This is a genomic window from Achromobacter sp. LC458 (genome assembly GCF_001005835.2).
Lineage (GTDB): Bacteria > Pseudomonadota > Gammaproteobacteria > Burkholderiales > Burkholderiaceae_B > Achromobacter > Achromobacter spanius_B.
Genome location: NZ_LBHW02000001.1, coordinates 437763 through 464511 on the forward strand (window position 1 = coordinate 437763; position 26749 = coordinate 464511).

At 64.2% G+C, this 26749-nt stretch carries 30 protein-coding genes and 1 tRNA gene; 17 read left to right on the forward strand and 14 right to left on the reverse strand.

Going from position 1 to position 26749, the window contains the following annotated elements; all coding sequences use genetic code 11:
• The first annotated feature begins 5 nt into the window (after nt 1-5).
• From rplI to YH64_RS01980, 3 genes are all read left to right on the forward strand, one after another.
• Nucleotides 6-461 (forward strand): 50S ribosomal protein L9, encoded by a 456-nt coding sequence (rplI, locus tag YH64_RS01970; RefSeq protein ID WP_046802802.1) that lies wholly within the window; start codon nt 6-8, stop codon nt 459-461.
• 126 nt (nt 462-587) lie between these two features.
• The gene (locus tag YH64_RS01975) at nt 588-1427 is read left to right on the forward strand and encodes an RIO1 family regulatory kinase/ATPase (protein ID WP_046802803.1); all 840 of its coding nucleotides are present in this window, start codon (nt 588-590) and stop codon (nt 1425-1427) included.
• The gene (locus YH64_RS01980; protein ID WP_006218311.1) at nt 1424-2806 is read left to right on the forward strand and encodes a replicative DNA helicase; all 1383 of its coding nucleotides are present in this window, start codon (nt 1424-1426) and stop codon (nt 2804-2806) included. Before YH64_RS01975 ends, YH64_RS01980 begins: the two co-directional genes overlap by 4 nt.
• Before the next feature lie 121 nt (nt 2807-2927).
• On the opposite strand, the gene YH64_RS01985 is transcribed toward YH64_RS01980, so the two are convergent.
• The 5 genes from YH64_RS01985 to YH64_RS02005 form a co-directional block, all read right to left on the reverse strand.
• Nucleotides 2928-3905: a bile acid:sodium symporter family protein gene (locus YH64_RS01985; protein WP_046802804.1), complete on the reverse strand. Its 978-nt coding sequence runs from the start codon at nt 3903-3905 to the stop codon at nt 2928-2930.
• A 171-nt stretch (nt 3906-4076) separates the two neighbouring features.
• Entirely contained in the window at nt 4077-5057 is a 981-nt protein-coding gene (pdxA, locus tag YH64_RS01990; RefSeq protein WP_143215215.1) for a 4-hydroxythreonine-4-phosphate dehydrogenase PdxA, read from the reverse strand.
• Nucleotides 5054-5362 (reverse strand): hypothetical protein, encoded by a 309-nt coding sequence (locus tag YH64_RS01995; protein ID WP_052945921.1) that lies wholly within the window; start codon nt 5360-5362, stop codon nt 5054-5056. The genes pdxA and YH64_RS01995 overlap by 4 nt, the downstream gene beginning before the upstream one ends.
• A 105-nt stretch (nt 5363-5467) precedes the next feature.
• Nucleotides 5468-5926, reverse strand: coding sequence for an Lrp/AsnC family transcriptional regulator (locus YH64_RS02000; RefSeq protein WP_046802807.1), 459 nt, complete (start codon nt 5924-5926; stop codon nt 5468-5470).
• A 77-nt stretch (nt 5927-6003) separates the two neighbouring features.
• Nucleotides 6004-6609 carry a hypothetical protein gene (locus YH64_RS02005; RefSeq protein ID WP_046802808.1) on the reverse strand — a complete coding sequence of 202 codons (606 nt, stop codon included), beginning with the start codon at nt 6607-6609 and terminating at the stop codon, nt 6004-6006.
• A gap of 183 nt (nt 6610-6792) precedes the next feature.
• Between YH64_RS02005 and YH64_RS02010 the strand changes: the two genes are divergently transcribed.
• The gene (locus YH64_RS02010) at nt 6793-7038 is read left to right on the forward strand and encodes a hypothetical protein (protein WP_046802809.1); all 246 of its coding nucleotides are present in this window, start codon (nt 6793-6795) and stop codon (nt 7036-7038) included.
• Between the two features lie 236 nt (nt 7039-7274).
• On the forward strand, nt 7275-7547 hold the full coding sequence (locus YH64_RS02015) for a hypothetical protein (RefSeq protein WP_223264785.1): 273 nt from the start codon (nt 7275-7277) through the stop codon (nt 7545-7547).
• A gap of 9 nt (nt 7548-7556) precedes the next feature.
• On the opposite strand, the gene YH64_RS02020 is transcribed toward YH64_RS02015, so the two are convergent.
• Nucleotides 7557-8120, reverse strand: coding sequence for a DedA family protein (locus YH64_RS02020; RefSeq protein ID WP_046802810.1), 564 nt, complete (start codon nt 8118-8120; stop codon nt 7557-7559).
• A complete protein-coding gene (locus YH64_RS02025; RefSeq protein ID WP_046802811.1) occupies nt 8117-9556 on the reverse strand; it encodes a PLP-dependent aminotransferase family protein in 1440 nt (479 codons plus the stop codon). Before YH64_RS02025 ends, YH64_RS02020 begins: the two co-directional genes overlap by 4 nt.
• Before the next feature lie 169 nt (nt 9557-9725).
• On the opposite strand from YH64_RS02025, the gene YH64_RS02030 reads away from it, so the two are divergent.
• The 4 genes from YH64_RS02030 (at nt 9726) to YH64_RS02045 (ending at nt 12339) form a co-directional block, all read left to right on the forward strand.
• The gene (locus YH64_RS02030; RefSeq protein ID WP_046802812.1) at nt 9726-10115 is read left to right on the forward strand and encodes a hypothetical protein; all 390 of its coding nucleotides are present in this window, start codon (nt 9726-9728) and stop codon (nt 10113-10115) included.
• 24 nt (nt 10116-10139) lie between these two features.
• Nucleotides 10140-10216: transfer RNA gene (locus YH64_RS02035), tRNA-Met, on the forward strand.
• Nucleotides 10217-10438: 222 nt separating this feature from the next.
• Nucleotides 10439-10783, forward strand: coding sequence for a hypothetical protein (locus YH64_RS02040; RefSeq protein WP_046802813.1), 345 nt, complete (start codon nt 10439-10441; stop codon nt 10781-10783).
• A 293-nt stretch (nt 10784-11076) separates the two neighbouring features.
• Complete coding sequence (locus YH64_RS02045; RefSeq protein WP_143215216.1) at nt 11077-12339, forward strand: TIGR03862 family flavoprotein; 1263 nt, start codon at nt 11077-11079, stop codon at nt 12337-12339.
• A gap of 28 nt (nt 12340-12367) precedes the next feature.
• Here YH64_RS02045 and YH64_RS02050 read toward each other — a convergent pair whose 3' ends face one another.
• Together YH64_RS02050 and YH64_RS02055 are read right to left on the reverse strand one after the other, a co-directional pair.
• Nucleotides 12368-12775 carry a hypothetical protein gene (locus tag YH64_RS02050; RefSeq protein WP_046802814.1) on the reverse strand — a complete coding sequence of 136 codons (408 nt, stop codon included), beginning with the start codon at nt 12773-12775 and terminating at the stop codon, nt 12368-12370.
• A gap of 13 nt (nt 12776-12788) precedes the next feature.
• A complete protein-coding gene (locus YH64_RS02055; protein ID WP_046802815.1) occupies nt 12789-13148 on the reverse strand; it encodes a hypothetical protein in 360 nt (119 codons plus the stop codon).
• Nucleotides 13149-13422: 274 nt separating this feature from the next.
• Between YH64_RS02055 and YH64_RS02060 the strand changes: the two genes are divergently transcribed.
• From YH64_RS02060 to YH64_RS02080, 5 genes are all read left to right on the forward strand, one after another.
• Complete coding sequence (locus YH64_RS02060) at nt 13423-13551, forward strand: entericidin A/B family lipoprotein (RefSeq protein WP_039883990.1); 129 nt, start codon at nt 13423-13425, stop codon at nt 13549-13551.
• Nucleotides 13552-13679: 128 nt separating this feature from the next.
• A complete protein-coding gene (locus YH64_RS02065; protein ID WP_046802816.1) occupies nt 13680-14111 on the forward strand; it encodes a BPTD_2524 family lipoprotein in 432 nt (143 codons plus the stop codon).
• A 3-nt stretch (nt 14112-14114) separates the two neighbouring features.
• A complete protein-coding gene (locus tag YH64_RS02070; protein ID WP_046802817.1) occupies nt 14115-14525 on the forward strand; it encodes a hypothetical protein in 411 nt (136 codons plus the stop codon).
• Between the two features lie 166 nt (nt 14526-14691).
• Nucleotides 14692-15984 carry an aspartate carbamoyltransferase gene (locus tag YH64_RS02075; RefSeq protein ID WP_046802818.1) on the forward strand — a complete coding sequence of 431 codons (1293 nt, stop codon included), beginning with the start codon at nt 14692-14694 and terminating at the stop codon, nt 15982-15984.
• A gap of 136 nt (nt 15985-16120) precedes the next feature.
• Nucleotides 16121-17542, forward strand: coding sequence for a diguanylate cyclase (locus tag YH64_RS02080; RefSeq protein WP_046802819.1), 1422 nt, complete (start codon nt 16121-16123; stop codon nt 17540-17542).
• Nucleotides 17543-17638: 96 nt separating this feature from the next.
• Here the strand turns inward: YH64_RS02080 and YH64_RS02085 are convergent, their stop codons facing one another.
• Nucleotides 17639-18538, reverse strand: coding sequence for a recombination-associated protein RdgC (locus YH64_RS02085; protein ID WP_006218333.1), 900 nt, complete (start codon nt 18536-18538; stop codon nt 17639-17641).
• A 151-nt stretch (nt 18539-18689) separates the two neighbouring features.
• On the opposite strand from YH64_RS02085, the gene YH64_RS02090 reads away from it, so the two are divergent.
• Nucleotides 18690-18899 (forward strand): hypothetical protein, encoded by a 210-nt coding sequence (locus tag YH64_RS02090; protein ID WP_046802820.1) that lies wholly within the window; start codon nt 18690-18692, stop codon nt 18897-18899.
• A 385-nt stretch (nt 18900-19284) separates the two neighbouring features.
• On the opposite strand, the gene YH64_RS02095 is transcribed toward YH64_RS02090, so the two are convergent.
• The 3 genes from YH64_RS02095 to YH64_RS02105 all read right to left on the reverse strand — a co-directional run bounded on the left by YH64_RS02095 (nt 19285) and on the right by YH64_RS02105 (nt 23355).
• Nucleotides 19285-20946, reverse strand: coding sequence for an MFS transporter (locus YH64_RS02095; protein ID WP_046802821.1), 1662 nt, complete (start codon nt 20944-20946; stop codon nt 19285-19287).
• Nucleotides 20947-21176: 230 nt separating this feature from the next.
• Nucleotides 21177-22553 carry a sensor histidine kinase gene (locus tag YH64_RS02100; RefSeq protein WP_104143362.1) on the reverse strand — a complete coding sequence of 459 codons (1377 nt, stop codon included), beginning with the start codon at nt 22551-22553 and terminating at the stop codon, nt 21177-21179.
• Nucleotides 22554-22665: 112 nt separating this feature from the next.
• Complete coding sequence (locus YH64_RS02105; protein ID WP_006218337.1) at nt 22666-23355, reverse strand: response regulator transcription factor; 690 nt, start codon at nt 23353-23355, stop codon at nt 22666-22668.
• Nucleotides 23356-23670: 315 nt separating this feature from the next.
• Here YH64_RS02105 and recA point away from each other — a divergent pair, with 315 nt between their 5' ends.
• Nucleotides 23671-24732, forward strand: a complete 1062-nt coding sequence (gene recA, locus YH64_RS02110; protein ID WP_006218338.1) for a recombinase RecA — start codon at nt 23671-23673, stop codon at nt 24730-24732.
• A 193-nt stretch (nt 24733-24925) separates the two neighbouring features.
• Nucleotides 24926-25738: a recombination regulator RecX gene (recX, locus tag YH64_RS02115; RefSeq protein ID WP_046802823.1), complete on the forward strand. Its 813-nt coding sequence runs from the start codon at nt 24926-24928 to the stop codon at nt 25736-25738.
• Between the two features lie 74 nt (nt 25739-25812).
• Here the strand turns inward: recX and YH64_RS02120 are convergent, their stop codons facing one another.
• Nucleotides 25813-26733 (reverse strand): LysR family transcriptional regulator, encoded by a 921-nt coding sequence (locus tag YH64_RS02120; protein ID WP_046802824.1) that lies wholly within the window; start codon nt 26731-26733, stop codon nt 25813-25815.
• Between the last annotated feature and the right edge of the window lie 16 nt (nt 26734-26749).

The following is a 26749-nucleotide window of genomic DNA, read 5'->3' on the forward strand; positions in this document are numbered from 1 at the left end:
TGAAAATGCAAGTTATTCTGCTCGAAAAAGTCGTCAACCTGGGCAACCTGGGTGAAGTCGTTCGTGTGCGTGACGGTTACGCCCGCAACTTCCTGATCCCCCAGCGCAAGGCCCGTCGTGCTACCGACGCCGCCCTGAAGGAATTCGAAGCTCGCCGCGCCGAACTCGAAAAGGCCCAGGCTGAAAAGCTGGCCGCCGCCCAAGCTCTGGGCGAGCGCATCTCCGGCTACCAGCTGAAGATTGCCCAGAAGGCTGGTGTTGACGGCCGTCTGTTCGGCTCGGTCACCAATGCCGATATCGCCGAAGCCCTGAAGAAGGCCGGTTTCGAAGGCGTTGAAAAGGCGCAAGTGCGTCTGCCCAACGGCCAGCTGAAGTCGGTTGGCGAGTTCCCGATCCAGGTCGCCCTGCACGCCGACGTTGTCGTCGACGTCACGGTTCTGGTGGAAGGCGAACTGTCCTAAGCCGTACCCGCGGTAAAAAGAAGCCGGCCCGCGCGCCGGCTTTTTTTCTTTTTGACCGGCCGTCGTTGCGTTCCGCCTTGTCGGCATTACGCATCGCGCGCCATCTTGCCCAGCTCAGAGGACCTCTTGACCCACCCGCCCGTCCATCACAACGCGCCGCCCGGCCTGCGCGCCTGGCTCGACAGCGTCGACGCCTTGCGCGAACCTTCGGTGCGCGACGTGACGATCGATGGCGTGCGCTGCATCGTCAAGCGCCGGCGGCCCAGTTTTGGGCGTGGCGTCAGCTATGCGCTGCGCTATGTGCGCGCCTTTCTGCTGGGCGTGGGCTGCAAGCTGTTCCTGGGTGAATTTCCGCGCCCCGGCGTGTTGCTGCGCAATGGCCTGACGCATGAAGCCCAGCGTCTGTCGATGCTGCTGGAGGCCGGTTGCCGTGTGCCCGAAGTGTGGTGGCAGGAACAGGGCCTGTTGGTGCTGGAATACGTGGGCGACGACCTGGCTGATCTGATTCGCAACGAAGACGCGACCGCGCAGCTGTGGCTGACCCGCGCGGCGGCCGCCGATCTGGCGGCCTTCCACGCGCGTGGCATGTGGCACGGCGGCGCGCAGATTCGTAACGTCACCCTGCAGGACGGCGAGCTGTGGCGCATCGACTTCGAAGAGAATATCGGGTCGACGCTGTCGCGTCCGCTGGCCCAGGCGTACGACCTTTTCCAGATGTTGTCCTCGCTGGTGTCTTTGCGTAAATTGCCCGATGACGTGGCCGTCACGCTGGGTACACTGGCGCTCGACGTGTATCTGGACAGCAATCCCGATGCCGCCGTCAAAGCGCGCCTGACCCGTCTGGCCCGCATTCTTTGCAGTGTCGCGGCGCCTTTGCGTCCCTTGTTGCGGCGTCTTCCGTCGCGCGATGTGCAAGGGTTTTTTCGCGTTGCGGACATCCTGCAGCCGTTACTATTGAAGTCATGAATACACCTGCCGATCCCCAGCTTGAATACCTGCGCGTTCCCCCCCATTCCATCGAGGCGGAGCAGTCGGTTCTGGGCGGCCTGCTGCTGGACAACACCGCGTGGGACCGCATCGCCGACGTGCTGGTCGAAGAAGACTTCTACCGCCACGACCACCGGCTGATCTGGCACCACATCGCCCGGCTGATTGGCCTGGCGCGTCCCGCCGACGTCATCACCGTCAACGAATCGCTGATCAGCGCCGGCAAGGCCGAGGACTCGGGCGGCCTGGCCTACCTGAACGCGCTGGCGCACAACACGCCGTCGGCCGCCAACATCCGCCGCTACGCCGAAATCGTGCGCGAGCGCGCCATGCTGCGCAAGCTGGTGTCCATTGCCGACGAGATCTCGTCGGCCGCCCTGAACCCGCAGGGCAAGGAAGCGCGCCAGCTGCTGGACGAAGCCGAATCCAAGGTGTTCAAGATCGCCCAGGAAGGCTCGCGCGGTGCCGCCGGCTTCCAGGAAATCCAGCCGCTGCTGACCCAGGTAGTGGAACGCATCGACGAGCTCTACCACCGCGAAGGCAGCTCGGACGTGACCGGCGTGCCCACCGGCTTTACCGACCTGGACAAGATGACGTCCGGCATGCAGGGCGGCGACCTCATCATCGTGGCCGGCCGCCCGTCCATGGGCAAGACCTCGTTCTCGATGAACATTGGCGAACACGTCGCGATTGAGCAGGGCCTGCCCGTGGCGGTGTTTTCCATGGAAATGGGCGCCGTGCAGCTGGCGATGCGTATGTTGGGTTCGGTCGGCCTGCTGGACCAGCATCGGATGCGTACCGGCAAGCTGATCGCCGACGACTGGCCGCGTGTGACGCACGCGGTGCAGCTGATGCAGGATGCGCAGGTGTACATCGACGAAACCCCCGCGCTCAGCCCCATGGAAGTGCGCGCGCGTACGCGCCGCCTGGCGCGCCAATGCGGCCAGCTTGGGCTCATCATCATCGACTACCTGCAACTGATGTCGGGTAACGGCTCGGGCGAAAACCGTGCCACCGAAGTGTCGGAAATCAGCCGCTCGCTCAAGGGCCTGGCCAAGGAACTGAACTGCCCGCTGATTGCGCTGTCGCAGCTGAACCGAAGCCTGGAACAACGCCCCAACAAACGCCCCGTGATGAGCGATCTGCGCGAATCGGGCGCTATCGAACAGGATGCCGACGTGATCCTGTTCATCTATCGCGACGAAGTCTACAACCCGGATTCGCCCGACAAGGGCACGGCCGAGATCATCATCGGCAAGCAGCGTAACGGCCCCATCGGCACGGTGCGACTGACGTTCCAGGGTTCGAGCACGCGCTTTTTGAACTTCTCGGGCGCGCAGCCGCGAGACATGTACTGACCGGGTACTGATCCTGTACTGACCGCCATCAAGACTGTCTTGGTCGCGGCCCAAAAAAAACCGCGCCCCGTTTCATGGGGCGCGGTTTTTTTAACCCTAAGCGCAATAGCACTCGCGGCGATCAGCCTTCGATTTCAGGACGCTTGCCATAGCGCGCGGCCAACACGCCGCACACCATCAGCTGGATCTGGTGGAACAGCATCAAGGGCAGCACGATGGCGCCCACGGCGTGGCCGGCGAACAGCACCTGCGCCATCGGAATGCCGCTGGCCAGGCTCTTTTTCGAACCGCAGAAGAGCAGGGTGATGCGGTCTTCCACGTTGAAGCCGAACATCTTGCCGGCCAGCGCAGACAGGCCCAGGGCAAGCGCCAGGATGACCGCGCAGCACACCACCAGGCCGGCAAGTGCCGGGATGGGCGTGGTGCTCCACAGGCCTTCGTTGATGGCCTCGGAAAAGGCGGTATACACCACCAGCAGGATCGAACCCTGGTCGACGAACTTCAGCATGGCCTTGCGCTTGTGCACCCAGGCGCCGATCCAGCGCCGCGCGAACTGGCCCAGCACGAAGGGCAGCAACAGTTGCAGCATGATCTTGCCGACCGCGTCGAACGAAATCGGCGCGCTGCCGGCATTGGCCACGACCGTGCCCACGAGCAGCGGCGTCAGGAAGATGCCCAGCAGGCTGGAGGCCGACGCGCTGCACACCGCCGCGGGCACGTTGCCGCGGGCCATCGACGTGAAGGCGATGGCCGATTGCACCGTGGCGGGCAGGCAGCACAAGAACAGGATGCCCAGATACAGCTCGGGCGTGACCAAGGGTTCCAGCACCGGCTTGAGCGCCAGGCCCAGCAAGGGAAACATCAGGAACGTGGCAGAGAAAATCGTCAGGTGCAGCTTCCAATGGGTCAGGCCGGCGATGATGGCCTCGCGCGACAGGCGCGCGCCGTGCAGGAAGAACAGCAGGCCGACCGCGATGTTTGTGATCCAGCCAAATATCACCACGCCTTGACCGTGCGCGGGCACGATGCTGGCGATGATGACGGTGCAGATCAGGTAGAGGGTGAAGCGGTCGGGCAGAAGGCGGACTAGGCGTGACATGGATGGATAGAGAGGAGCAGACGAAAGCGGGAACAACGCGCTGCGAACCAGGCGGCAAGGCAAGCGGCAAGCCAAGCGAAAACCCCGCGGCGAATCAAGCCTGGGCAGTCGGCGGCGCATGGGATGCGTCGGAAACGGGGCGTATTGTAGTCCCCGTCGCCGTCGTGCGCCTCAGGGTGTCATTGCCAGCGCCAGGTCGAACGCGGCGACCAGCGAGGCGTGGTCGGCCACACCCCGGCCGGCAATGTCGAAGGCGGTGCCGTGGTCGACACTGGTGCGCACGAAGGGCAAGCCCACCGTGACATTCACGCCGTGGTCCAGCCCCAGGTACTTGACCGGGATCAGCCCCTGGTCGTGGTACTGCGCCACCACGATGTCGAATTCGCCCCGGCGGGCGCGCATGAAGATGGTGTCGCCTGGCCAGGGGCCGCTGGCGTCGATGCCCTCGGCGCGCGCGCGGGCGATTGCCGGTTCAATGATGTCGACGTCCTCGCGGCCAAACTTGCCGCCTTCGCCGGCGTGCGGGTTCAGGCCCGCCACCGCCACGCGCGGCGCGGTGATGCCCATCTGGCGGCACGCGCGGTCGGCCAGCCGCATGGCGGTCAGCTCGGCGTCGGGCGTGATGCGCGCGATGACCTCGGCCAGCGCCACGTGTATGGTCACCAGAAGGACGCGCAGCTCGTCGTTGGCCAGCATCATGGCGAAGTCCTGCGTGGCCGAGCGGTCGGCCAGGATTTCGGTGTGGCCGGGGTAATCGATGCCGGCCTCGTGCATGGACTTTTTGTTCAGCGGCGCAGTGACGATGGCGCGGATGCGCCCGGCCTGCGCGTCGTCGATCGCGGCGCAGACGTAGTCGTAGGCGCCGCGTCCCGCCGCTGCGCTGATCTGCCCCAGCGGCAGATCGTCAGGCAGGGCCGGACTACAGGCAATGACATGGATGCGCGCCGCATCGGGTCCGGCCTGGCTGACATCGCGAACTTCGACAACGTCCAGGCGTGCGCCCAGCTGGGCAACCGCGCGGCGCAGCGCGCCCGCATCGCCGTACACCACACAGGGAGCGCTCAGGCCTTGCGCGATCGCCTTGACGACGATTTCAGGGCCGATGCCGGCGGCATCGCCCATGGTGATGCCCACGGGCAATGAGGGGTTCACGATGCCTTGTCCTTGGGCGGCTCGACCACGCCGCATTCGAACGTGACCGTGGCGCGCTTGGAGCCCAGGCCCGTGGCGTGGTTTGACGTCACCTTCGGCTTTTGCAGCTTGCGGCCGATGTCCTGGCAATACTGATCGGCGCGTTGCAGCGTCTGGTTCTTCAGTTCTACCCACGTCAGCAACTGCGTGCCCGAACTATAGGTGACGCTGTAAGTGTCTTTGCCGACGGAGGTGACCTCGCTCATGCTGGAGCAGGCGGCTAGCAAGGTCAGCAGGGCGGCGGCGGGGGCAAGGCGTGCAAGCATGGGGCATCCAGAAAACGCGATATCCGCCATTACAACACCATGTCGGTCCGCGAGAAAAGACGGCCGACCGGTCCGGGCGGGGGCAGCAGACGCCCGCGGGCACGTTCAGGGGGCGGCCACGGCGCTCCGGCGGTCGACCTTGCGGCTAAGGACGATGGACGTCTGCGTTTGTTTGACGCCGTCGATCAGGCCTATGCGGTCCAGCAGCTCGTCCAGCTGCTCGTGGGTTTCACAGCGCAGGAAAATCAGGTAGTCATAGGGCCCGCTGACGGACGAAACCTCTTCCACTTCCGGCATCCGTTCCAGTTCGCGGATCACGGCGGCCGGTGTCTTGGGCAGCACGCTGATGAAGCAATAGGCGCGCACGGCGGCTTCTTCCAGCCGGCGACCCAGGCGCACGCCGTAGCCCGACACGATGTGCTCGCGTTCCAGCCGCGCGATGCGGGCGACCACGGTGGTGCGCGCCAAACCCAGCTTGCGCGCCAGGATTGCGGCGGGTTCGCGCGCATTGGCCGAGAGCAGGCTGAGCAATTGCCGGTCGATGTCGTCGAGTCGTTCGTTCATGCAAAAGGCGTGCGGCAAATAGCGAAGAGCCGACGGTACAGGCGCGGGCCCGCCCGCGTCAATGCGATGACGCGTCGCTAGCCGTCCGATTCCGGGGGAATGCCGCCGTGGTAGATGCGGCCATCGAATTCGAATCGGGTGATGGTCTTGTGGGCCGCGTCGAAAATGCGATCGCGGCTGGCGTCGGTCAGGCCGTCGTGGTCGGCGAAGCGGAAGCGGCAAAGGTCGATGTCGCTGTCATAGAACACCGAATTGACGTAGCGGCTGACGTCGGCTTCATGCGCAAAGTGCGCGAATTCGCGCAGCTGCTCCATTTCGTGGAAGGCGCCGTTGCGGCTGACCAGCAACATGCCGAATTTGCGTTCCTCGTCGGGCACTGGCTCCGGCGCGGGGGGCGTGCTGGCTGACAAGGCTTCGTCATAGTCGAAGCGGGCGCCGGCGTCGTGCATGGCGTCCAGCACGCGTTGCCATTGCGCTTCATCCAGCGACAGGCGCGCCATCATGAAGAACAGGCGTTGCCGGCCTAGCGTGCGCGGCTCGGGGCCGCCCAGGAAACTTGGCCACGGCGTTGCGGCATCCAGCCCGGCCAACTCGGCCATGCGCGCGTCACTGAAACCCAGCCTGTCCTGCAAGCGCTGCAAGGATTGGGCATCTGGCGGTGCATAGTTCTGGATCGTCTTCATACGCGCGCTCCGGTGGCCCCGTGCGCCGTGGATGGCGCCCGGCGGCGTGCGCCGCGGTGCTTGAGCGGCTACGCTTTATGCTAGCGCGGCCCCTGGCGCTTGCCTAGCGCGGCCCAGGCGTACGGGGGCGGTGGGAGGCATGCTAGGATTTGCGCCGATCATTACTGCCAGGAGGCTTCAGCCATGGATACTCAAGAACAAATCGCTGTTATCGTCCACACCATTTCGCACCAGGGCGGCCGCATCGACGCGCTGAATTCGACGTTGCTGTCGATGCTGCATCTGGCCAAGGCTTCGCCGGGCCTGCGCGAGGCCATCGAGGCGCAACTGGAACAGAACTACTCCAGCCTGCTGGCCCGTTCCGAAAACCCCCAGTATGTGGCGGGCTTCGAAAGCGTGCGCGACATGATCATTGCCGCGTTGAAATAAGCGCCTGGGGGCGGGCGCCAGGATCTGTCTTGGCAAGGGCTGTTCTGCGTCGCATCGACCGGAAAGTTACCCACAGCTTCTGTGGACAAGCCTTGGGATAGTCCGGGCATAGATTCGCATTTTCCTTTAAATACAAAGGCTTGGACAGGGCGGTCAAAGGTGGCTCCATTTGCGCGTTTCAAGCGCGCGATTGTGTGGTGTCCACACGGCCGCCAAGCCGGGTAATATGCGGCCCCATGCGGAATCAGTATCGATTGGAACATCCGGGCAGCGTCATGTTGGCGCGTGTCTCGGAAGCGGCAAAGCTGGCGGCGTTCGACCCCGGCAAACTCTCACCCGAAGCGCGCGAGAGCTGGGAGCGCATGGGCCATGGCTTCAAGGCGTGGCACGACTTCGACCAACGCCATCCCATCCTGCGCCGCCTGGCGCTGCTGCCCTTCATCGGCGGCTGGTACCGCAAGGCCCGCCGCCGTCACGTGCTGCGCGCCAGCGGCAGGTTATTCAGCTGACGACGGCGGTCAACGACGGCGCCGCGCCAGCAGGTGATAGGCCAGGCCGATCACCACCCCGATCGCCAGGGCCACGGCCAGCTTGGTCTCTACGCCATGCAGGCGCCCCAGCAGCGATTCAATCGTCTGGCCGAACGCATAGCCCACCAGGCTGAAGCAGACCGCCCAGATGACGGCGGCAATGGCATTGAGCACCAGAAAGCGCAGCGGCGGCACGCGGGACATGCCCAGCGCCACCGGGCCGACGGTACGCAAGCCATACAGAAATCGCAGGCTGAGGATGAATCCGTGCGGGTAGCGGTCGATGGCGGCAAGCGCTCTTTCAAAGGCGGGTTTTTCGCGGATGCGCCGCACGTAGCGGTGATCGCGATAGCGGCGGCCCAGGAAAAACAATAACTGGTCCGCGATGAACGACCCGGCAAACGCGCACAGCATCACGTACGGCAGGTGCATCAGATGCTGGTGCGCCAGAAAGCCGGCGAATACCACGACGCTCTCGCCTTCCAGGAACGTGCCGGCCAGTACGGCCCACAGCCCGTAATCGACTATGAACTGGTGCAGAGACGCATTCATGTGGCGCCTTCACCGACAATGCGCGCCAGGGTCAGCAAGGCGCGCGAGATGTCGGGCGTGGTGCGCTGGCCGCAGCTGATCCGCAGGAAGTGGTTGTAGCGCGTGCTGTTGGAAAACATGGCGCCGGGCGCGACCCGGATGCCTTGGCGCAACGCGGCTTCGAACACATCCATGCCGGACCGGCCGTCTGGCATTTCCACCCACAGCAGCATCCCGCCATGCGGCACGCTTAGCCGTGTGCCGCGCGGAAAGTGCGCGGCAATGGCTTCGGCTGTCTGGTCGCGCTGCGTTTTTAAATGTCGCCGCAACCGTGCCAGGTGGCGGTCATAGGCGCGCGACCCCAGGTATTCGGCAACGGCGATCTGCGCCAGCGGTTCATTGGGCCGGCTTTGTGCGTACTTGAGCATGGCGATGCGCGCCTTCCAGCGTCCTCCCAGCAACCAGCCCAGCCGCATGCCCGGCGCCAAGGTTTTGTGCATCGACGAACAATAGATGACGTTGCCGGTGGCGTCCCAAGACTTGGCGGCCGCCAGCGGCGCGTCGTCATCGGTCAAGGCGCCGTAGGTGTCGTCTTCGATCAGCGGCACCTGCTGGCGCTCGCACAGCGCGACCAGACGCGCCTTTTCCGCGTCGGGCATGACGCAGCCCAAGGGGTTCTGGAAATTGGGCACCACCACCACGGCCCGAATATTGCCGTGCGTCTGAAACGCCAGGTCCAGGGCCTCGATAGACAGGCCATGTTGCGGGCTGGTGGGGATTTCCAGCGCCCGCATGCCCAGGCTTTCCAGGATTTGCAGCAGGCCGAAATAGGTGGGCGATTCGACGGCGATGGTGTCGCCGGGGCGGGCCACCGCGCGCAGCGCCAGGTTCAACGCTTCAATGCAGCCGTGCGTGACGATGACGTCATCCGGCGTGGCATTGATGCCGTTGGCCAGGGCGCGGCGCGCCAGCACGGTGCGCAATTCGGGATGGCCTTGCGGGGGCACCGGGCTGACCAGCACATGGGGCGACACCCGCAGCGCGCGCGTCATTGCCTGCTTCAAGGCGTCCATCGGATACGCCTCGGGCACCGCCGCCGCCAGCGCAAAGTTGGCGCTGACGGGATGGGCCTCGCATTTGGCGATGAAGTCCGAGACGCGATCGTGGATGCCGACATATTGCGCGGCGCCCAGCGCTTGGCGGATGTCGGGCTCGCTAACGGGGGGGATGCTGTTGCGGCGCGCCTGCAAGACGAAATAGCCCGAGCGGGGCCGGGCTTCGATCAAGCCGTCGTCTTCCAACCGGCGGCAGGCCTGCAAGGCGGTAGACAAGCTGACATGGTGCGTGCGCACCAGCGTGCGCACGGAGGGCATGCGCTGCTCGGGCGCCAGGACGCCCGTCTGGATGGCGCGCCGGTAGTGGTTCGCCAAGCGTAGGTACAGCGGTTGTGGATCCATGTGCCGATCATGCTCCGGGTGGTGGGACTGAAGGAAGGCACAGATTCGAGAAAAGTACACCATAACAGCGGCGAAATCGAGCATCTGCATCGGTACAGAAAGCGGCGCTGTGTGGCTGTTGCGCGAAGCAGGGCGGACGTAGTCTGTCATTGTCCGATTGGAGAACATCATGCACGCCGACCTTGCTTCCCCCACCCCCTTCCAAGCCCCCTCTCGCCGTGTCGAAATCGCCTCGGGCGCCAGCCGCGCCTTCGTCCTGAAGGCGGGGGCAACGCTGGTCTGCGTGTCTGGCAGCGTACGGGTCGAACAAGTGGCGGCGGGCGCGGAAGCCGCGGGCTGCCTGCATCTACCGCGTTCGGTGCGCGTCAATGCCGGTGAAGCGCATGGCATGGCCGAAGGCGGGGCGGTACGCGTGACGGCGATTCAGGCCGCGGATGTGATCTGCGTCGACCTGCCCGGTCCAATTGCTCGCTTTTTGAACGCTATGACAAAAATATTTCGCCGTAAAACGGCCAAATCCGCGAATAATCGGCTGGGTGCGCTGCACAAGATTTCATAATGGTGTATGATTCATCACATCAGACGCGGGGTGGAGCAGTCTGGCAGCTCGTCGGGCTCATAACCCGAAGGTCGTAGGTTCAAATCCTGCCCCCGCAACCAGTTTCAAGAAAAAGCCGCGATGCATATCGCGGCTTTTTTTCGTCTGCACTTTTCGTCAGCGCTTTTCGTCCGCGCCGCTTGTCTGTTCTTTTCACGTTCACTTGCCCTGGGTCAATCCTTTGTTCCAGTCCGGAGTTTCCCGGATGTGCCCGCCCGCACAGCGCCTCAACCCTGAGCTACCATGGGTCACGCGCGCTAGGTTGCCGCACAAGAGGAGGGTCCATGGGTACAGCAAAATACGATCATCCCGGATTTGTCGCCGACACAGGCGCTGAAGGCAAATACCACGTCGGCATCTGGTGCCCGCACGGTTATCCCGCCCACATCCACATTGGCCGGCCTGCGGAACGCGGTGATCCCCAAGCGCTGTTGCGCCTGCGCATCCCGGATGGCGTCTTCCAGTCCTTGCCCGATGATCCCGAAACCCTGTGCCGCCGGGCGCTGGGCCAAGCCATGGGCGCGGGCTTGCTGCGAACCGTGGCCGTGGACGGCGAATATCAGGAGCTACGTTTCGAGATGGACGCCGAGCCCTGGTCGGGGCCCATGCAAGCCGCGGGTAACGCCTGAGGGCGGAAGTTACCCACAGCGACTGTGGACAAGCCTTGGGATAGCCTTTGCGCATGTCCGAATTGTCCAGTGATAACAAAGGCTTGGCGCCTGCGGTCAATAAGTGGCCGGTGCCAGGCCTTTTTCTTTGCCCGATAGCGGCGTTGCGCTGACTCCGCGCGCACCCGCAAGCCGGTCTGGCGCCAAGCGCCATGCGACAATCCTTCCCGCGTTTTGTCGTCTGCGACTCGTTCCTACTTCCCCATGCACTGTCTTCTCTCTTCCCTTCCGCCCGCCATGATGGGCCGGCTGCCATGACGAACCTGCACCAGGAGGCGTCCTCCACCGCGCCGCGCGTCGCGGTCATTGGCGGTGGACCGGCGGGGCTGATGGCGGCGGAAGGCTTGGCCGCACAGGGCTTGCAGGTCGATGTGTTTGACGCCATGCCCTCTGCCGGACGCAAGTTCCTGATGGCTGGACGCGGCGGGCTGAATCTGACGCATAGCGAAGGCCCGAGCGCATTCCTGGCGCGCTATGGCGCGCGCGCGGATCGCGTCGCGCCCTGGCTGCAAGCCATGGACGCGACGGCGCTGCGCGAGTGGGCCCACGCACTTGGCATCGAAACGTTTGTGGGCTCGTCGGGCCGCGTATTCCCGCAAGAGATGAAGGCCGCGCCGCTGTTGCGCGCGTGGTTGGCGCGGTTGCGTGCCGGCGGCGTGCGTTTCCACATGCGGCACCGTTGGCTGGGCTGGCCGGAAGATCAGGCGATGTCCCCGCAAACGCTGCGCTTTGAGACGCCCGACGGGATCCAGACGTGGGCGGCGGATGCGCTTGTGTTGGCGGTGGGCGGCGGAAGCTGGGCCAAGCTGGGATCGGATGGCGCCTGGGTGCCGGGATTGCAGGCGCACGGCGTGCCTGTTGCGCCACTGCGCCCGGCCAACTGTGGCTTCGACGTGGCGTGGTCTGCGCACTTTGTTGAGCGTTACGCGGGCCAGCCCGTCAAGTCGGTGTCCATGTCGTGCGCCGCGATGCCGACGCGGCAAGGCGAATTCGTGGTGTCCGCAAGCGGTATCGAAGGCAGCCTGGTGTATGCGCTGTCCGCGGCGTTGCGCGATGAAATCGACCGATCCGGCCGCGCGGTCGCGATGCTGGACCTGGCGCCCGACTGGACGCAGGACAAAGTCAACGCAGCCGTCATACATCCACGCGGTGCGCGCTCCATGTCCAGCCACCTGCAAAGCCGCATGGGGTTGACCGGCGTGAAGGCGGGCCTGCTGCGCGAATGCGCGACGGCGGAAGACTTCAAGGACCCGGCTCGGTTAGCCATGCGCATCAAGGCACTGCCGGTGATGCTGTTGCGGCCGCGTCCCATGGACGAAGCCATCAGCACGGCGGGCGGCGTGGCGTTTGATGCGGTGTCGGCGGGTCTGATGCTGGAATCGGCGCCCGGCGTGTTCTGCGCGGGCGAAATGCTGGACTGGGAAGCGCCGACGGGAGGCTATCTGCTGACGGCCTGCATGGCCAGTGGCGTGGTCGCCGCAAAGGGCGTGCGCGCATACCTGGCTGGCCAGCGCTAAGGCTGGCCGCCCGCTCTTGGCGCTGCCTTCAAGACCCCGACGGGTAGGGAGACATGCCCACCGGCGCGCGCGGAGCCAGGTCGCCGACCACATGGCCGACCACCGGGGGCGCGCCTTCTTCGGGCTGCGTAATGATGCCGATCACGCGTGTGATGGCGCTGGCGGGAATGCCGGTGCCGTGCGCCGGATCTTGCACCAACTGCCAGACGGTGGCGTCGGCGGGGCCGGCGTCCGTCATGGTTTCGATGGAAGAATCCAGGCAGCTGCGCGCAAAGAAGGACCAGTCCGATGCGCTGCAAGGCAAGCCGTGTGCCGTGGCCAATCGCGCCAAGGCCAGAGGTGCATCCGCCTGGCTAGCGGCATGCTGGGCGGCCGAGCCCAGCGTGACGTCAAGGGACAGCAAGCGGAGAAACTCTACGACGTTGTCTGAATGCATTGTGGGTCTCCTGTCAGCCGGGGCTTTGTCCCAGCATCGACACTAGCGATTTCTTCAGGCGCGCCGAAAAGATCGGCACCGTGTGCGACACGCCATTGCGGTCGACGCCTTCTTTCAGTTCAACGGACTGCCCCAGGAAAATCTCGGGCGCGGCGTTGATGTCGTTGTAGCGGGCAAGCAGTTCATTGACATGGCTTTGTGCGTCGGCAAGGGTGCTGCTGTCGGCAAGCTTGCCCGCCGCGTGGGCTTGCAGAATTCGGTGCAGATCGTCGATAAACAGCGCCAAAGCCGCTTGTCCGCGGCACTGCGGCTGTTCCCAGCCCCAGCCCTGTGGGCCGGCGCCAGCGTTCTGCGATACGGGTTTTTTGTTCATTTGCGAATCCTAATCCATTGCAGGCAAATACGCGACACCGCGCCGGGACGGGGTTGTCACGGCGGCGTAAGGGCGGTTACGGGGTTTGGTCCGGTCGGGTTACAAAGTGCGGCCAACGGCCCGCAGCCTGGCTGGCGGCCGAATTGTAGGCGCGAATTTGTAGGCCCGATGCGACACGCGCTGCAAGCTGGCTGTCAGGGCGTCCTGGTGGTGCGCAACTCTGTCCCTTTGCGGTATGCTGGCTTCGGTTTCCACGCCCAGACAGGAGATGTTTATGAAAAACAAAGTTGTTCTCGTCATGCTGCTTTCGATCGCCGCGCTTTCGGCGGGCTGCAATACTGTTGCGGGCGCCGGCAAGGATATTCAACGAGGCGGTGAGAAGATCGAAGGCGCTGCGAAGTAAGACCGCAACGCCGAGTTGCTGATGAGTCAGCCCAAGGCCACGCGCGAAATGCCCAGGCATTTCCCGCGTGGCCTTTTTGCGGCCGCTGGCATAATCGCAAAAGTCAGAATTTCAATGCGGGAAGAATCATGCGCAAGTCTGTATGGGTGGGTGTAACGCTGGCAGTCCTGTTGGCCGGCTGCGCGAGCAAGGGGGTTTACGAATCCGACGCCGTGCAAAAAGAGACCTTTAGCGTCGACACCAACTACCAGGCCGCCTTCCGCCGGGGCGGCGAATATGTGCGCACCTGCCACGTGAATGTGCAGCATCCGTATGGGGTGGCGTACGCGTGGCGCCACACCCTGGGCGAGAAGGGCGCGCCCGATGAAATCCAGGTCTACAAGGTGGGCGAACCCGCCAAGGTGCTGGAACTGATCTCCGCCGAGGCCGACGGCCCCGCCAAGTCCAAGGTCACGGTCACCGTGCTGGGACAGGGCCGCTGGGACGCGGCCGAAATCGCCGCCGCGCGCGCCTCGATTCAAAGCGCCACGCCGGCCTGCCGCGCCGGCAACGGCGGCTGATTCATGGACGCCCGCAACCCGCAGCGTCGATCCTCGGGGATGTCTTTTGCGTTGCTCGCGGGCGGCTTCCGATTCTTGGGCTGGCTCAACGGTGCATCCGCGCTGGCGCTGGTCGCGTTCTCGCTGGGCATCGTGGGCGGCGACATCGCGGCGCCCGATCTGCAATTGCCGTTGGCACTGTTCCTGGCCGGCTTGTTGACCTCTTGCATGGGCCTGTTGTTCGGCTACCTGGCACAGGTCAGCTTGTTGCGGCAGGGCGACATCGGCCACGTCACACGGGGCCACTGGCCGGCGCAGCTGCTGGCGATGATCTGCTATCTGTTGGGCGCATTGGCGTTCTGCGCGGGCTGCTGGTTTTCGCTGGGTCAGGTGGCGCCGGGGGCGCAGCAGAACACGTCCTACGCCAGCCGGTAGACCATGGGGCCGCCTCCCCATCGGCCGCTGCCAAGGCGTGCTGCCCGGCCGGCCGTGGTGCGGAAATAACAAGGGTAAACCCTTGTACGCAAAAATATTGGACTTGCACTTGTGTTGGGAATAATATGCGCGCTGCGTATATAAATCCTCTTTCTCGGGGCCCGTCATGACCATCTCCCAGCAAGCCTTCCTGCGCGACGCCATGCGACGCCTGAACCTTACGCGCGACGTGTTCGCGACGCGCATCGGTGTCAAACGCCGGGCGCTGGACACGTGGTTGCTGCCCGAGGGGTCGCAAGAATTTCGCGCCATGCCGGAGGTGGTGCAGCGCTTTGTCAGCGAGATCGTCCAAAACGGCGTGCTGCTGGAAAAATATACGCAAAGCGTACAAGACGGCCCCCTGCGTGAAAGGATCGCCGTAGAAGGCAAGAACCAGTTGCTGTCGGTGGACCAGTTCACCCGCGAATCGGTTGAAGACCTGTTCCGAGTGGCCGACATGATGCAGCCCATCGCGCGCCGCCAGAAAGTGTCGCGCGTGCTGGAAGGCGCCGTGCTGGGCAACCTGTTTTTTGAAGCCAGCACCCGCACCCGCGTCAGCTTCGGCTCGGCATTCTGCCGCTTGGGCGGTTCGGTGTGCGACACCACGGGCTTCACGTTTTCGTCGATGGCCAAGGGTGAGTCGATTTATGACACCAGCCGCGTCATGAGCGGCTATGTAGACGCCATGGTGATCCGCCACCCCGAGCAAGGTTCGGTTGCGGAATTCGCGCGCGCCACCAACATTCCGGTGGTGAACGGCGGCGACGGCCCGGGCGAACACCCCAGCCAGGCCCTGCTGGACCTGTACACGATCCTGACGGAATTTTCGCGCCTGGGTAAGTTGCTGGATGGCGCGCACATCGCCATGGTCGGCGACTTGAAGTATGGCCGTACCGTGCATTCGCTGATCAAGCTGATGGCGCTGTACAAGAACGTGAAGTTTTCGCTGGTGTCGCCCAAGGGGCTGGAGATGCCCAGCTACATCATTGAGCAGGCCAGCCGCAACGGCAACATCATCGAGCAGAAGACGTCGCTGGCTGAAGGCCTGGCGGGCGCGGATGTGATCTACGCGACGCGCGTGCAGAAAGAGCGCTTCGCCAACGAGGAAAACGAAGGCTACACGCCCGATTTCCAAATCAACCGCGCCATCATCGACGCGTATTGCAGCCCGGAAACCATCGTCATGCACCCGCTGCCGCGCGACAGCCGACCGGGCGCCAACGACCTGAGCGTGGACCTGAATCATGATCCGCGCCTGGCCATCTTCCGCCAGACGGACAACGGCATTCCGATCCGCATGGCGATCTTCGCGGTGCTGCTGGGCGTTGAAGGGCTGGTGCAGCATTCGCTGCGCGACGTCACGTGGCAGCATCCGTCGCACGTGGGCCCGGACGATTCGGTCTTCCACGGCCTGGAATAAGCGGCGTCATAAGCCGCGATACCGCCGCCGCGCGTGGGCCCCTCTAGGGGCCCACTTTCTTTTAGCGCATAATCCGCGCTGGTTTTTCGTCGCGTGTCGCTTTTGGCACGCGCGAAGTTTTTGGGGCGGATGATTTATGTCTTCGAGCAAGACGGCGTTGCCGGTTTGGACAAGCGGCGCTGATCAAGCGTGCTACCTCAGCGCATCCAACGCGCAAGCGTGGGAAGCGGTCTACCAGTCAGTGGACGCCTACACGCGCGGCCAGGTGGCCGCCGTGGTCGCGGACAGCGCCAAGGAACTGGTGGACGCGTTCTATTCGACCTTGCTGGCCGACGTTGAAGCCGGCCCGCGCCTGTCCCACGAGATCGTCTCGACGCGGCTGCACAAAGGCATGAAACACTGGCTGCTGGGGCTGCTTTGCGTGCGCGACCAGGGCGATATCGTGGCGTTGATGGCCACGCAGAAAAAGGTGGGCGAAGTGCATGCCCGCGTCCATATCCCGATCCATCTGGTGATGGCGGGCGCGCGCGTGCTGAAAAACGAGATTGCCGAACGGCTGCGTGCCAGCGATCTGGACGGCATGGCTGCGTCCATCGCCACGCAATACGTTTGCAATCTGTTTGACCTGGCCATCGAGCAGATGAGCCGTGCCTTCATGCGCGACATCAACCGTGGCGCGCGCAACGACGAGGCCTACCGGCTGTTCGCGTTGGGGCAGAACATTTCCACCGAGCGCGAGCGCCAGCGCGCCGCACTGCTGGAGTGGAGCCAGGCCGTGCTGATCGGCCTGCATTACCGCGCGCCGGAACAGGCGCTGCCGCGCCTGGCGGCTTCGGAATTCGGCCTGTGGTTGCAGCACAAGGGCGGTGTGCTGTTTGAAAGCGCCCCTGCATTGCGCCAGATCACCGACGCGGTTGCCGAGCTGGACGACGTGGTGCTGCCCCGGCTGCTGATGGACGACGGCGAGCGCCAGTTGTCGATGCCCGACCAGGTGCGGCAATTGCAGGAGCTGGTGGCGCGCATCAAGCATCTGCTCAATGGCCTGTTCGATATGGTGGCCGAGATTGAAAGCGGCAGCGACCCGCTGACCAACGTGCTGAACCGGCGCTTTTTACCGTCGGTTATTGGGCGCGAGATTGCCATTTCCAGCCGTCAGAGCAGCCTTTTTTCGGTCCTGCTGCTGGACATCGACCACTTCAAGGCCATCAACGACGCGCACGGGCATTCGGGCGGCGACCACATCCTGCGCCAGTTTGCCGAAGTGGTTCACCAGTCGTGCCGGTCCAGCGATTTTGTGTTCCGTTATGGCGGTGAGGAATTTCTGGTGGTGTTGGTGGACACCGGCCGGGAAGCCGCGCTGGCGGCGGCGCAGAAGCTGGGCGCCGAGATCCGCCGCCACGCGTTCACCATCCCCGAGGCGGGGGCGCAACGCATCACGGCCAGCATCGGGGTGGCCACCTTTGACGGCCACCCGGACTACGCCTACCTGATCGACCAGGCCGACAAGGCGCTGTACCAGGCCAAGCTGGCCGGACGCGACCGCAGCGTGGCGGCGTAAGAGGGTGCGGCGGTTTCGTGCGCTCGCAAAATAGCCGCAAAAAAAGACCGCCCATTCATGGGCGGTCTTTGCTTGGGGCGTGATCCGCGTAAGCGATCAGATCTTCTTTTCGCCGCCCAGCGCTTCGACCAATTCGGCCATCATCTTGGCCAGTTCGCCAGTCATGAGCATCATGTCGGAATCGAACTTTTCATCGTCGTTGGCGGCAACGCCTTCGTTGCCTTCCTTCAGTACGTCCAGCGGCGACACGCGCTTGACGTCCAGGCCTTCGGTCAGCACGAACGAAATGCGGTCGGCCCACGTCATGGCCAGGCGCGTGCACTGCTTGCCCGACTGGATGTGGCGGCGCACGTCGTCGGCGTCGATCGAGTGCTTCACGTAGCGGATGGCCGCGCCGCTTTCACCCGACGAACGCAGTTCGGTGTCCTGGTCGATGCTGAAGTTCGAGGGAGCCTCGTCTTCGGCCAGCCAGCCCGTCATGGCGGACGCGGGCGATTGCGCCACGTACAGGTTTTCAAGCGGGAAGGGGTCCACGCACTTGGCCAGCAGGCCGATGACTTCGTCGGCTTTCGCGGAAGCGGCGGCGTCAATGACCAGCCAGTGGTTCTGCGGATCGATCCAGACGCGCGTGTCGCGATAGACGCTGAAGGCGCGCGGCAGCAGTTCGTCAGTGACGCGTTCCTTGATTTCCTTCATCTGCTTGCGGCCCGGCTTGTAGCCTTGCTGCTCTTCGATTTCCTGGGCGCGCGCCTTGGCGACCTGGTTCACGACGGTGCCCGGCAGAAGCTTCTTTTCCGCGCGCAGGCTAAGCAGGATCTGCCCGTTCACGACGTGGGCAAGCCCGCCGTTTTCGCGCGGCGGGACCCAGCCCAGGCTTTGCATTTCAAGGTTGTTGCCCGCTTGGTAGGCGTGCCGCGCAAGCGTTTCTTCAAGCTGATCGCCAACGAGAGTCCACGGCGAGGAGAGGCGGTAAATCTTGAGGTTTTTGAACCACATGAGCGTCGGCCAAAAGGGTTGATTCTATACGACGCGGCCGGTTTGCCGAAGTGCTGCAATACGGTTGCGACAGGCGACACGTTCTGTCACTGACATAGGGCGGGCGTTGCGTTAACTTGCGCGCACCGACATGGAATCGGAGAGGAAAAACATGAAAATCATTGGCGCCATCCTGATCGTCCTGGGCATTGTGGCTTTGGCCTATAAGGGCTTTAACTACAAGTCCGAAGAGACCGTTTTGCAGATCGGCTCGGTCAAGGCCACGGCCGAAACCGAGAAGTCGGTGCCGATCCCGATGTGGGCCGGCATTGCCGCCATCGTGGCGGGCGTGCTGGTTATCGGTGTGGGCATGCGCCGTTAAGCAGGCCCCGCATCCGCACAATGATGGCCGCCTGGCGGCCATCATTTTTTTTGGGCGCTGACTTTCTCGCGCTGACTTTTTCGCGCGGAAAAAAAAGCGGCCCGGCTCAATAAAGGCCGGGCCGGTACGGGAGCACACAATACCGCGTCATAAAAGGCTCGCGGGGAACGCGGTATCGGTGTCAGAGCACTGGCCCTGCAATCGTCTGACAGGGGGATCAATCGTCATTCGATCTGAAGCAAGGCCGCAATCTGAGGCGCCAGTCTAAGCGCCAGGGTCTGACATCGTCCTGAAAATGCGCAGAAGTTTCGGGCAAAAAAAAAGCTCCATAAGGAGCTTTCAAGGCCGGGCAGGCGCAGCAGTCCCGCCCGGCGGGGGATGGTCTTTACGCGTTGATGTCGTTGTCCTTGGATTCGCGCACGAACAGCGTGCCGATGACCAGGGTCATGACGGCGATGATGATCGGGTACCACAGGCCGTCGTAGATGTTGCCCGTGGCTGCCACCACCGCGAAGGCCACCGGGGGCAGAAAGCCGCCGAACCAGCCGTTGCCGATGTGGTACGGCAAGCTCATCGAGGTGTAGCGGATGCGGGTCGGGAACATTTCCACCAGCATGGCCGCGATGGGGCCGTAGACCATGGTCACGTACAGCACCAGGATCGCCAGCAACACCACCACCATGACATTGTTGCTTTGCGCCGGGTCCGCCTTGGCCGGGTAGCCGTGGCTGCGGATCGCGGTGGTCAGCGCCTTGTCCAGTTCAGCGGCCTTGGCCTTGAAGTCGGCCGGGGCCATGGACTTGCCGTCGAACGAGGTGAATTCGTCGTTGCCGATCTTGACCTTCGCGACCGAGCCGGCCGGTGCGGCTTCGTTCTTGTAGTTCACCGAGTTGCGGGCCATGAAGGACTTCACGACGTCGCAAGAGCTGGTGAACGCGGACGTGCCCACCGGGTTGAACTGGAACGAGCACGTGCCGGGGTCGGCAATGACGGTGACCGGGGCGGTGGCCTGGGCCTTTTCCAGCGCCGGGTTGGCAAAGTGCGTAATGCCCTGGAAGATCGGGAAGTACGTTGCCGCGGCGATCAGGCAGCCCGCCATGATGATGGGCTTGCGACCGATCTTGTCCGACAGCGCGCCGAACACCACGAAGAAGGGCGTGCCGATCAAGAGCGCGACCGCAATCATGATGTTGGCCGTGTTGGCGTCGACCTTCAGCGTTTGCGTCAGGAAGAACAGCGCGTAGAACTGACCCGTGTACCAGACCACGGCCTGGCCGGCGGTCAGGCCCAGCAGCGCCAGGATCACGACCTTCAGGTTCTTCCACTGGCCGAACGATTCAGCGATCGGCGCCTTCGAACCCTTGCCTTCTTCCTTCATGCGCTTGAAGGTGGGCGATTCGCTCAGTTGCAGGCGGATCCACACCGAGATGCCCAGCAGCACGACCGAAATCAGGAATGGAATGCGCCAGCCCCAGGCTTTGAAGTCGTCTTCGCCCATGACCGTGCGGATGCCCAGGATGACCAGCAGCGACAGGAACAGGCCCAGCGTTGCGGTGGTCTGGATCCACGACGTGTAGAAGCCGCGGCGGCCATGCGGCGCGTGTTCGGCAACGTAGGTCGCCGCGCCACCGTATTCACCGCCCAGCGCCAGGCCTTGCAGCAGGCGCAGCAGGATCAGGATGGCCGGAGCCGCCAGGCCGATGCTGGCGTAGCTGGGCAGCACGCCCACCAGGAAGGTAGACAAGCCCATGATCACGATCGTGACCAGGAAGGTGTATTTACGCCCTACCAGGTCACCCAGGCGGCCAAACACCAGCGCGCCGAACGGGCGCACGGCAAACCCGGCGGCGAACGCCAGCAACGCGAAAATGAAGCCCGCGGTGGGGTTCACGCCAGAGAAAAAGTGTTGCGCGATGATGGCTGCGAGCGAGCCGTATAGATAAAAGTCGTACCACTCAAAAACCGTGCCCAGCGACGATGCGAAGATGACGCGGCGTTCATCCTTGGTCATCGGGCGCGGTTCCGCGGAAGGACCGCGGCCTGCCATGGTTGTTGTGCTCATGATGTCTCCTCGTTTTTTGGCCGGCGGTTTTCCGCCGTGCTTGGCCCTTTGCCGGTCAAGCCGACATCGAGCTATGCGCAACATTGAGCCGCGACCCTGACGAGGTTCTGACGGAACCCTTACCCGAATCTTAAAATTGAAACTAAAAGTAACTACTCCGCAGGGAGCTAGGGATAGTCCTTAGCTGTCGGCCGGGCTGCCGGACACGCGCCGCGCTAGCTTTCGTGCCGATCCGACGGGTCGGCGTACTGCGGGAACACGACGCTGATGCGGGTGCCTGGCAGGTCCGAGTGGGGGTTGGGATGGTCGTCGATCAGCACCGTCGCCTGATGCTTTTGCGCGATTTCGCGCACGATGGCCAGACCCAGGCCGCTGCCGTCGGACGCGGTGCCCAGCACCCGATAGAAGCGGTCGAAGACGCGCTCGCGCTCGTCGGGCGCAATGCCCGGGCCGGAATCTTCCACTTCCAGCACGGCCTGGTTGCCGCGACGCTGCACGCGCACGGTAATGTGGCCGCCGCGCGGTGTATAGCGCAGGGCGTTGTCGACCAGGTTGTTGAGCAGTTCGGCCAGCAGGAGCGGGTTGCCGTTGATCTCGACCGGATCGTCAGAGCCCTCGAAGCCCAGGTCGGTGCTCAGCGACAACGCCTGCGGCACCCAGTGCATGGCCTGCTCGTAGGCGATGGCGTTCAGATCGGTGCGCGTTAGCCCGATCGCGCTGGGGTTTTCGGCGCGCGCCAGCAGCAGCAACTGATTCACCAGCCGTGTGGCGCGTTCGGACCCCGTCACCAGCTGACGCAGGCTGGATTGCATTTCTTCGGGGCTGGCATCGCGCAGCGCCAGTTCAGCCTGTGTGCGCAGCCCGGCAAGCGGCGTCTTCAGCTGGTGGGCGGCGTCCGCCACGAAACGGCGCTGCGCCTGCACGTTGGCCGAGAGCCGATCCAGCAGGTCGTTCATGGCGGCGACCAGCGGCGCGATTTCTGAAGGGGCCGCGCGTTCGTCGATGGGCGACAGGTCGTCGGGCCGACGCGCGCGCAGGCGCTGCTGTAGCGCATTGAGCGGCGCCACGCCGCGCGACAGGCCGAACCACACCAGCAGCACCGCGATCGGCAGCACCACGAACTGCGGAATGATCACGCCCTTGATGATGTCGTTGGCCAGTTGCGTGCGCTTTTCCACGGTCTCGGCCACGATCAGCAGCGCGGGCTGCGTGTTGGGCAGGTTCAGGTCCACCCACGTGAACGCCAGGCGGATGCCGAAACCGCGCATGGTGTCGTCTTCGTATTGGACTTCGCCCGGGCGCGGCTGGCCCACGGTGGCCGGTAGCGGCAGCGCGCGATCGCCGCCCAGGTATTCGCCCCGGCTGCCCAGCACCAGCCAGAAGACGCTGTCGGTTTCGTCGGCGCGCAACACGTCGCGCGCGGCGTCGGTCATCTTCAGCACGGCCCGGCCATCCTGCGCATGAACCTGCCGCGTCAACACATGCAGGTTGTTGGCCAGCGCCCGGTCGTACGGCACGTTGGCGATGTTCTGGGCGACCACGTACGTGATCGCGACGCTCATGGGCCACAGCAGGAACAGCGGCGCCAGCATCCAGTCCAGGATTTCGCCCAGCAGCGAACGCTGCGGCGGCGCAAAGCTCGGGCCCTTGGACCCGGCTTGCATGATATCCAGCGCTTCCTGATTCAGCGGCTCGGGCCGGGGGTCAGCTGGCGAGGTACGCGGCACCCTGGTCCCGCTCCAGACAGTAGCCCAGGCCACGCACGGTGACGATCTTCACGCCGCTGGGTTCGAGCTTCTTGCGCAGCCGATGCACGTAGACCTCGATGGCGTTGGTGCTGACTTCTTCGCCCCATTCGCACAGGTGGTCCACCAACTGCGTCTTGCTGACCATGCGGCCGCTGCGCGTCAGCAGGATTTCCAACAAGCTGACTTCGCGCGCCGAGAGGTCCAGCGTCTGGTCGTCGACGATGGCGACGCGGCCCGTCTGGTCGAACAGCAACCGGCCATGCTTGAGCATGGTGGCGCCGCCGCCCGCGCCGCGCCGCGTCAGCGCCCGCACGCGCGCTTCCAGTTCGGACAGCGCAAAAGGCTTGGCCATGTAGTCGTCAGCGCCCAGGTCCAGGCCTTTCACGCGCTGTTCGATGCTGTCGGCGGCGGTCAGGATCAGGACGGGCAGGGCGGAGTTGCGGGCGCGTAGCCTGCGCAGCACTTCCAGCCCGGCCAATTGCGGCAGGCCCAGATCCAGAATGAGCAGGTCAAATGCCTGGGCCGCCAGCGCGGAGTCGGCGGCAAGCCCGTCACGCACGGCGTCTACCGCGTAACCGTTATGCCGCAATGACCGGGATAGGCCATCGGCCAGAATGCTGTCGTCTTCGGCGATCAGGATGCGCATGGGGGCGGCACGGAAGCTGCAAAAAGGTCCCTGTGGCGCCGGCGCTTTGCGTGCCGGCTGCCCCGGGGTAGGGGGCTATCGCCTTGTGGGCGGCCCGGCGGTGGAATAGGGACGAAACGCCGGGGTCGGCTTCGATTCTGTCATACGGCGCGAGGCTTGCCCACTCAGGGAATACGTGCAAAACTCTGGCACACTGGTTTTTTGTACAGTACAATCCGATGCAATAATCTGAACCTGATTCAAAACAGCAACGCTGCGGTCCAAGGGTGCTCCTTCATGCCGCAACCACCAGATACGTCACAGACAGGACTTTACATGGACGACAAAACCACCAAGGCCGCCGCATCGGAAAAGGCCAAGGCGCTTGCCGCCGCGCTTTCGCAGATCGAAAAGCAGTTCGGCAAGGGCTCGATCATGCGTTACGGCGATAACGAGGTCTCGCACGATATCCAGGTGGTTTCCACGGGGTCGTTGGGTCTGGACATCGCCTTGGGCGTCGGCGGCCTGCCGCGCGGCCGTGTGGTCGAAATCTACGGCCCGGAATCGTCGGGCAAGACCACGCTGACGCTGCAAGTCATCGCCGAAATGCAAAAAATCGGTGGCACCTGCGCCTTTGTCGACGCCGAGCACGCGCTGGACGTCCAATACGCCAACAAGCTGGGCGTGAACCTGACGGACCTGCTGATCTCGCAGCCCGACACGGGCGAGCAAGCGCTGGAAATCACCGATGCGCTGGTGCGTTCGGGTTCGGTTGACCTGATCGTCATCGACTCGGTGGCCGCGCTGGTGCCCAAGGCTGAAATCGAAGGCGAAATGGGCGATTCCCTGCCGGGCCTGCAAGCCCGTCTGATGAGCCAGGCGCTGCGCAAGCTGACCGCCACGATCAAGCGCACCAACTGCATGGTCATCTTCATCAACCAGATCCGCATGAAGATCGGCGTCATGTTCGGTAACCCCGAAACCACCACGGGCGGCAACGCGCTGAAGTTCTACGCTTCGGTGCGGCTGGACATCCGCCGCATCGGCTCCATCAAGAAGGGTGACGAGGTCGTCGGCAACGAAACCCGCGTCAAGGTCGTCAAGAACAAGGTGGCGCCGCCGTTCAAGCAAGCGGAATTCGACATCATGTACGGCGCCGGTATTTCGCGCGAAGGCGAAATCATCGACCTGGGCGTGGCCGCCAATGTGGTCGACAAGTCGGGTGCGTGGTACAGCTACAACGGCAACCGCATCGGCCAGGGCAAGGACAACGTCCGCGAATACCTGAAAGAGCACCGCGACATGGCGATCGAAATCGAAAACCGAGTTCGCGAGAACCAGGGCATCGTCAGCCGCGCCGCTGAATTCGTGCCCACGGCGGAAGACACCGCCGAATAAGCCTTCCGCCTGCCCCGGGCGCAGTGTCGCCAGGGACGGCGGACAGGCTTATCGCAGCGGGGCTGGGCGGTGATGCCGCACAGTCAGATACGGCAGGCGCCATGACGGGCCTGCCGTTTTGCATTATTCGTCGGACAGGGTTCGCCGCGTCTTTATCGATCCGGCGTCCGTCCTTGACCAAGGCAGAAAGCGCATGAGCTGGAAATCGACCCCCGCGTCAGCCGACCGCCTACGCGCCAAGTTGGATGACGAGTTTGAAACCGTCGCCAAGCCGCAAGGCTTGCGACGCAGTTCGGACGCGCGGCGCGAACAGGAAGCGGCCGAGCCCGCCGCTGACAAAGATGTCTGGCAGCGCAGTTCCGAGCAGCGCGCGCTGAAGCCCCGCACTTCCCGCACGTCACGTATGTCGGGTACGTCGGGTATGTCGGGTATGTCGGGCACTTCGCGTACATCGCGGACATCGCGTACCCAGGACACTTCCGACTCCTCGGATACGTCGGACACCTCTGACACGTCGCCAACAGGTGACAACGCCGGGGATGCGGCCAAGCCTGCCCGCAAGGGCCCGTCGTTGAAAATGCGCGCGGTGGGATATCTGTCGCGCCGCGAGCACGCCCGCGAGGAACTGGCGCGCAAACTGTTCGCCTACGCCGAAGACGCCGATGAAATCGACAGCGTGCTGGATGCGCTGGAAAAAGAAGGCTGGCTGTCCACCGAACGGTTCGCACAAAGCCTGGTGCATCGGCGTGCGTCGCGCCAAGGCGCGGCGCGCATCGTGCAGGAACTACGCCAGCACGGCGTGGACGATACCCAGGTGGCCGAATTGCGCGAACAATTGCGCGCCACCGAATACGACCGCGCGCTGGAGGTCTGGAAAAAACGCTTCGACGCCAAGCCGCCAGACCGCACGGCCTATGCCAAGCAGGCGCGCTTTCTGGCCAGCCGGGGCTTCGCGCATGACGTCATCCGTCGAATCCTGGGCGAAGGCGACGGCGACGGCGATTGACCGGATCTTGCGCCGCCCCGCGAAGATGGCCCGTCGCTGCCGCCCCATGGACGCCGCCCCCCCGGGCGGCGTTTTCACGTCTTTGCCGACTTGATGCCCGACAGCGTCTTGAAGCATACGTCGCGCGTAATGGTCAGGAATTCGTCGATGTAGGACGCGTCCGTATCTTCGCTGCGCACGGTTGCATACAGCGTGCGCCAAACGCCTTGCGGTCCCAGCCGGCACAGCCGCAACCAGCCCTGGTTCATGTATTCCGTCAGCGCCCAGTTCGGCAAGGCCGCCACGCCACGGTTGCTGGCGACCAGCTGCGCAATGATCGGGGTCAGTTCGGCCTTGCGAATGGCGGCGGGCTCGACGTCGGCGGGGTCCAGAAACGCGGTGAAGACGTCCAGGCGCTGTTTGTCCACCGGATACGTAATCAGCGTCTGGTCCGCCAGCTGGTCCGGCATGATGAATTTGTTGCCGGCCAACGGGTTCGCTTCCGACACCGCCAACACCAGTTCGTACTTGAACAAGGGCAGGTATTCCACGGCGTCCAGCGGTTGCGGGTCCGACGTGATCACCAAGTCCAGGTCGCCGCGCACCAGGGCAGGCAGGGGGGCGAACGAAAACGCCGCCGACAGGTCCAGCGCGACGTCGGGCCACTGCACCCGGAATGCGTCCAGCGCCGGCATCAACCACTGAAAGCAGGAATGGCAGTCAATTGCCAGATGCAGTCTGCCGCTGCGGCCGGCCGCCAGCCGTTGCAGGTCGCGTTCGGTTGCGCGGATGCGGGGCAGGACTTCATCCGCCAGCGCCAGCACGCGCAAGCCGGCCGTGGTCAGGCGGGCGGGGCGGGTGCGGCGGTTCAGCAGCGGCGTGCCCAGCCGGGTTTCCAGGTCGCGCAATTGATGCGACAGGGCGGACTGCGTCAGGTGCAGCCTTTCGGCGGCTTCTTGCAGACTGCCGCCCTCGCGGATGGCGGTAAGCGTTTCAAGATGGCGGATTTCTAGCATGGGAAGGACGGGCCGA

Excerpts from the sequence above, each read along its gene's own strand:
- rplI (WP_046802802.1), top strand. The coding sequence starts at position 6 with ATGCAAGTTATTCTGCTCGAAAAAGTCGTCAACCTGGGCAACCTGGGT.
- YH64_RS01980 (WP_006218311.1), top strand. The coding sequence starts at position 1,424 with ATGAATACACCTGCCGATCCCCAGCTTGAATACCTGCGCGTTCCCCCC.
- YH64_RS01985 (WP_046802804.1), bottom strand. The coding sequence starts at position 3,905 with ATGTCACGCCTAGTCCGCCTTCTGCCCGACCGCTTCACCCTCTACCTG.
- YH64_RS01995 (WP_052945921.1), bottom strand. The coding sequence starts at position 5,362 with ATGCTTGCACGCCTTGCCCCCGCCGCCGCCCTGCTGACCTTGCTAGCC.
- YH64_RS02000 (WP_046802807.1), bottom strand. The coding sequence starts at position 5,926 with ATGAACGAACGACTCGACGACATCGACCGGCAATTGCTCAGCCTGCTC.
- YH64_RS02005 (WP_046802808.1), bottom strand. The coding sequence starts at position 6,609 with ATGAAGACGATCCAGAACTATGCACCGCCAGATGCCCAATCCTTGCAG.
- YH64_RS02010 (WP_046802809.1), top strand. The coding sequence starts at position 6,793 with ATGGATACTCAAGAACAAATCGCTGTTATCGTCCACACCATTTCGCAC.
- YH64_RS02015 (WP_223264785.1), top strand. The coding sequence starts at position 7,275 with ATGCGGAATCAGTATCGATTGGAACATCCGGGCAGCGTCATGTTGGCG.
- YH64_RS02020 (WP_046802810.1), bottom strand. The coding sequence starts at position 8,120 with ATGAATGCGTCTCTGCACCAGTTCATAGTCGATTACGGGCTGTGGGCC.
- YH64_RS02025 (WP_046802811.1), bottom strand. The coding sequence starts at position 9,556 with ATGGATCCACAACCGCTGTACCTACGCTTGGCGAACCACTACCGGCGC.
- YH64_RS02030 (WP_046802812.1), top strand. The coding sequence starts at position 9,726 with ATGCACGCCGACCTTGCTTCCCCCACCCCCTTCCAAGCCCCCTCTCGC.
- YH64_RS02040 (WP_046802813.1), top strand. The coding sequence starts at position 10,439 with ATGGGTACAGCAAAATACGATCATCCCGGATTTGTCGCCGACACAGGC.
- YH64_RS02045 (WP_143215216.1), top strand. The coding sequence starts at position 11,077 with ATGACGAACCTGCACCAGGAGGCGTCCTCCACCGCGCCGCGCGTCGCG.
- YH64_RS02050 (WP_046802814.1), bottom strand. The coding sequence starts at position 12,775 with ATGCATTCAGACAACGTCGTAGAGTTTCTCCGCTTGCTGTCCCTTGAC.
- YH64_RS02055 (WP_046802815.1), bottom strand. The coding sequence starts at position 13,148 with ATGAACAAAAAACCCGTATCGCAGAACGCTGGCGCCGGCCCACAGGGC.
- YH64_RS02060 (WP_039883990.1), top strand. The coding sequence starts at position 13,423 with ATGAAAAACAAAGTTGTTCTCGTCATGCTGCTTTCGATCGCCGCGCTT.
- YH64_RS02065 (WP_046802816.1), top strand. The coding sequence starts at position 13,680 with ATGCGCAAGTCTGTATGGGTGGGTGTAACGCTGGCAGTCCTGTTGGCC.
- YH64_RS02070 (WP_046802817.1), top strand. The coding sequence starts at position 14,115 with ATGGACGCCCGCAACCCGCAGCGTCGATCCTCGGGGATGTCTTTTGCG.
- YH64_RS02075 (WP_046802818.1), top strand. The coding sequence starts at position 14,692 with ATGACCATCTCCCAGCAAGCCTTCCTGCGCGACGCCATGCGACGCCTG.
- YH64_RS02080 (WP_046802819.1), top strand. The coding sequence starts at position 16,121 with ATGTCTTCGAGCAAGACGGCGTTGCCGGTTTGGACAAGCGGCGCTGAT.
- YH64_RS02085 (WP_006218333.1), bottom strand. The coding sequence starts at position 18,538 with ATGTGGTTCAAAAACCTCAAGATTTACCGCCTCTCCTCGCCGTGGACT.
- YH64_RS02090 (WP_046802820.1), top strand. The coding sequence starts at position 18,690 with ATGAAAATCATTGGCGCCATCCTGATCGTCCTGGGCATTGTGGCTTTG.
- YH64_RS02095 (WP_046802821.1), bottom strand. The coding sequence starts at position 20,946 with ATGGCAGGCCGCGGTCCTTCCGCGGAACCGCGCCCGATGACCAAGGAT.
- YH64_RS02100 (WP_104143362.1), bottom strand. The coding sequence starts at position 22,553 with ATGCTGGCGCCGCTGTTCCTGCTGTGGCCCATGAGCGTCGCGATCACG.
- YH64_RS02105 (WP_006218337.1), bottom strand. The coding sequence starts at position 23,355 with ATGCGCATCCTGATCGCCGAAGACGACAGCATTCTGGCCGATGGCCTA.
- recA (WP_006218338.1), top strand. The coding sequence starts at position 23,671 with ATGGACGACAAAACCACCAAGGCCGCCGCATCGGAAAAGGCCAAGGCG.
- recX (WP_046802823.1), top strand. The coding sequence starts at position 24,926 with ATGAGCTGGAAATCGACCCCCGCGTCAGCCGACCGCCTACGCGCCAAG.
- YH64_RS02120 (WP_046802824.1), bottom strand. The coding sequence starts at position 26,733 with ATGCTAGAAATCCGCCATCTTGAAACGCTTACCGCCATCCGCGAGGGC.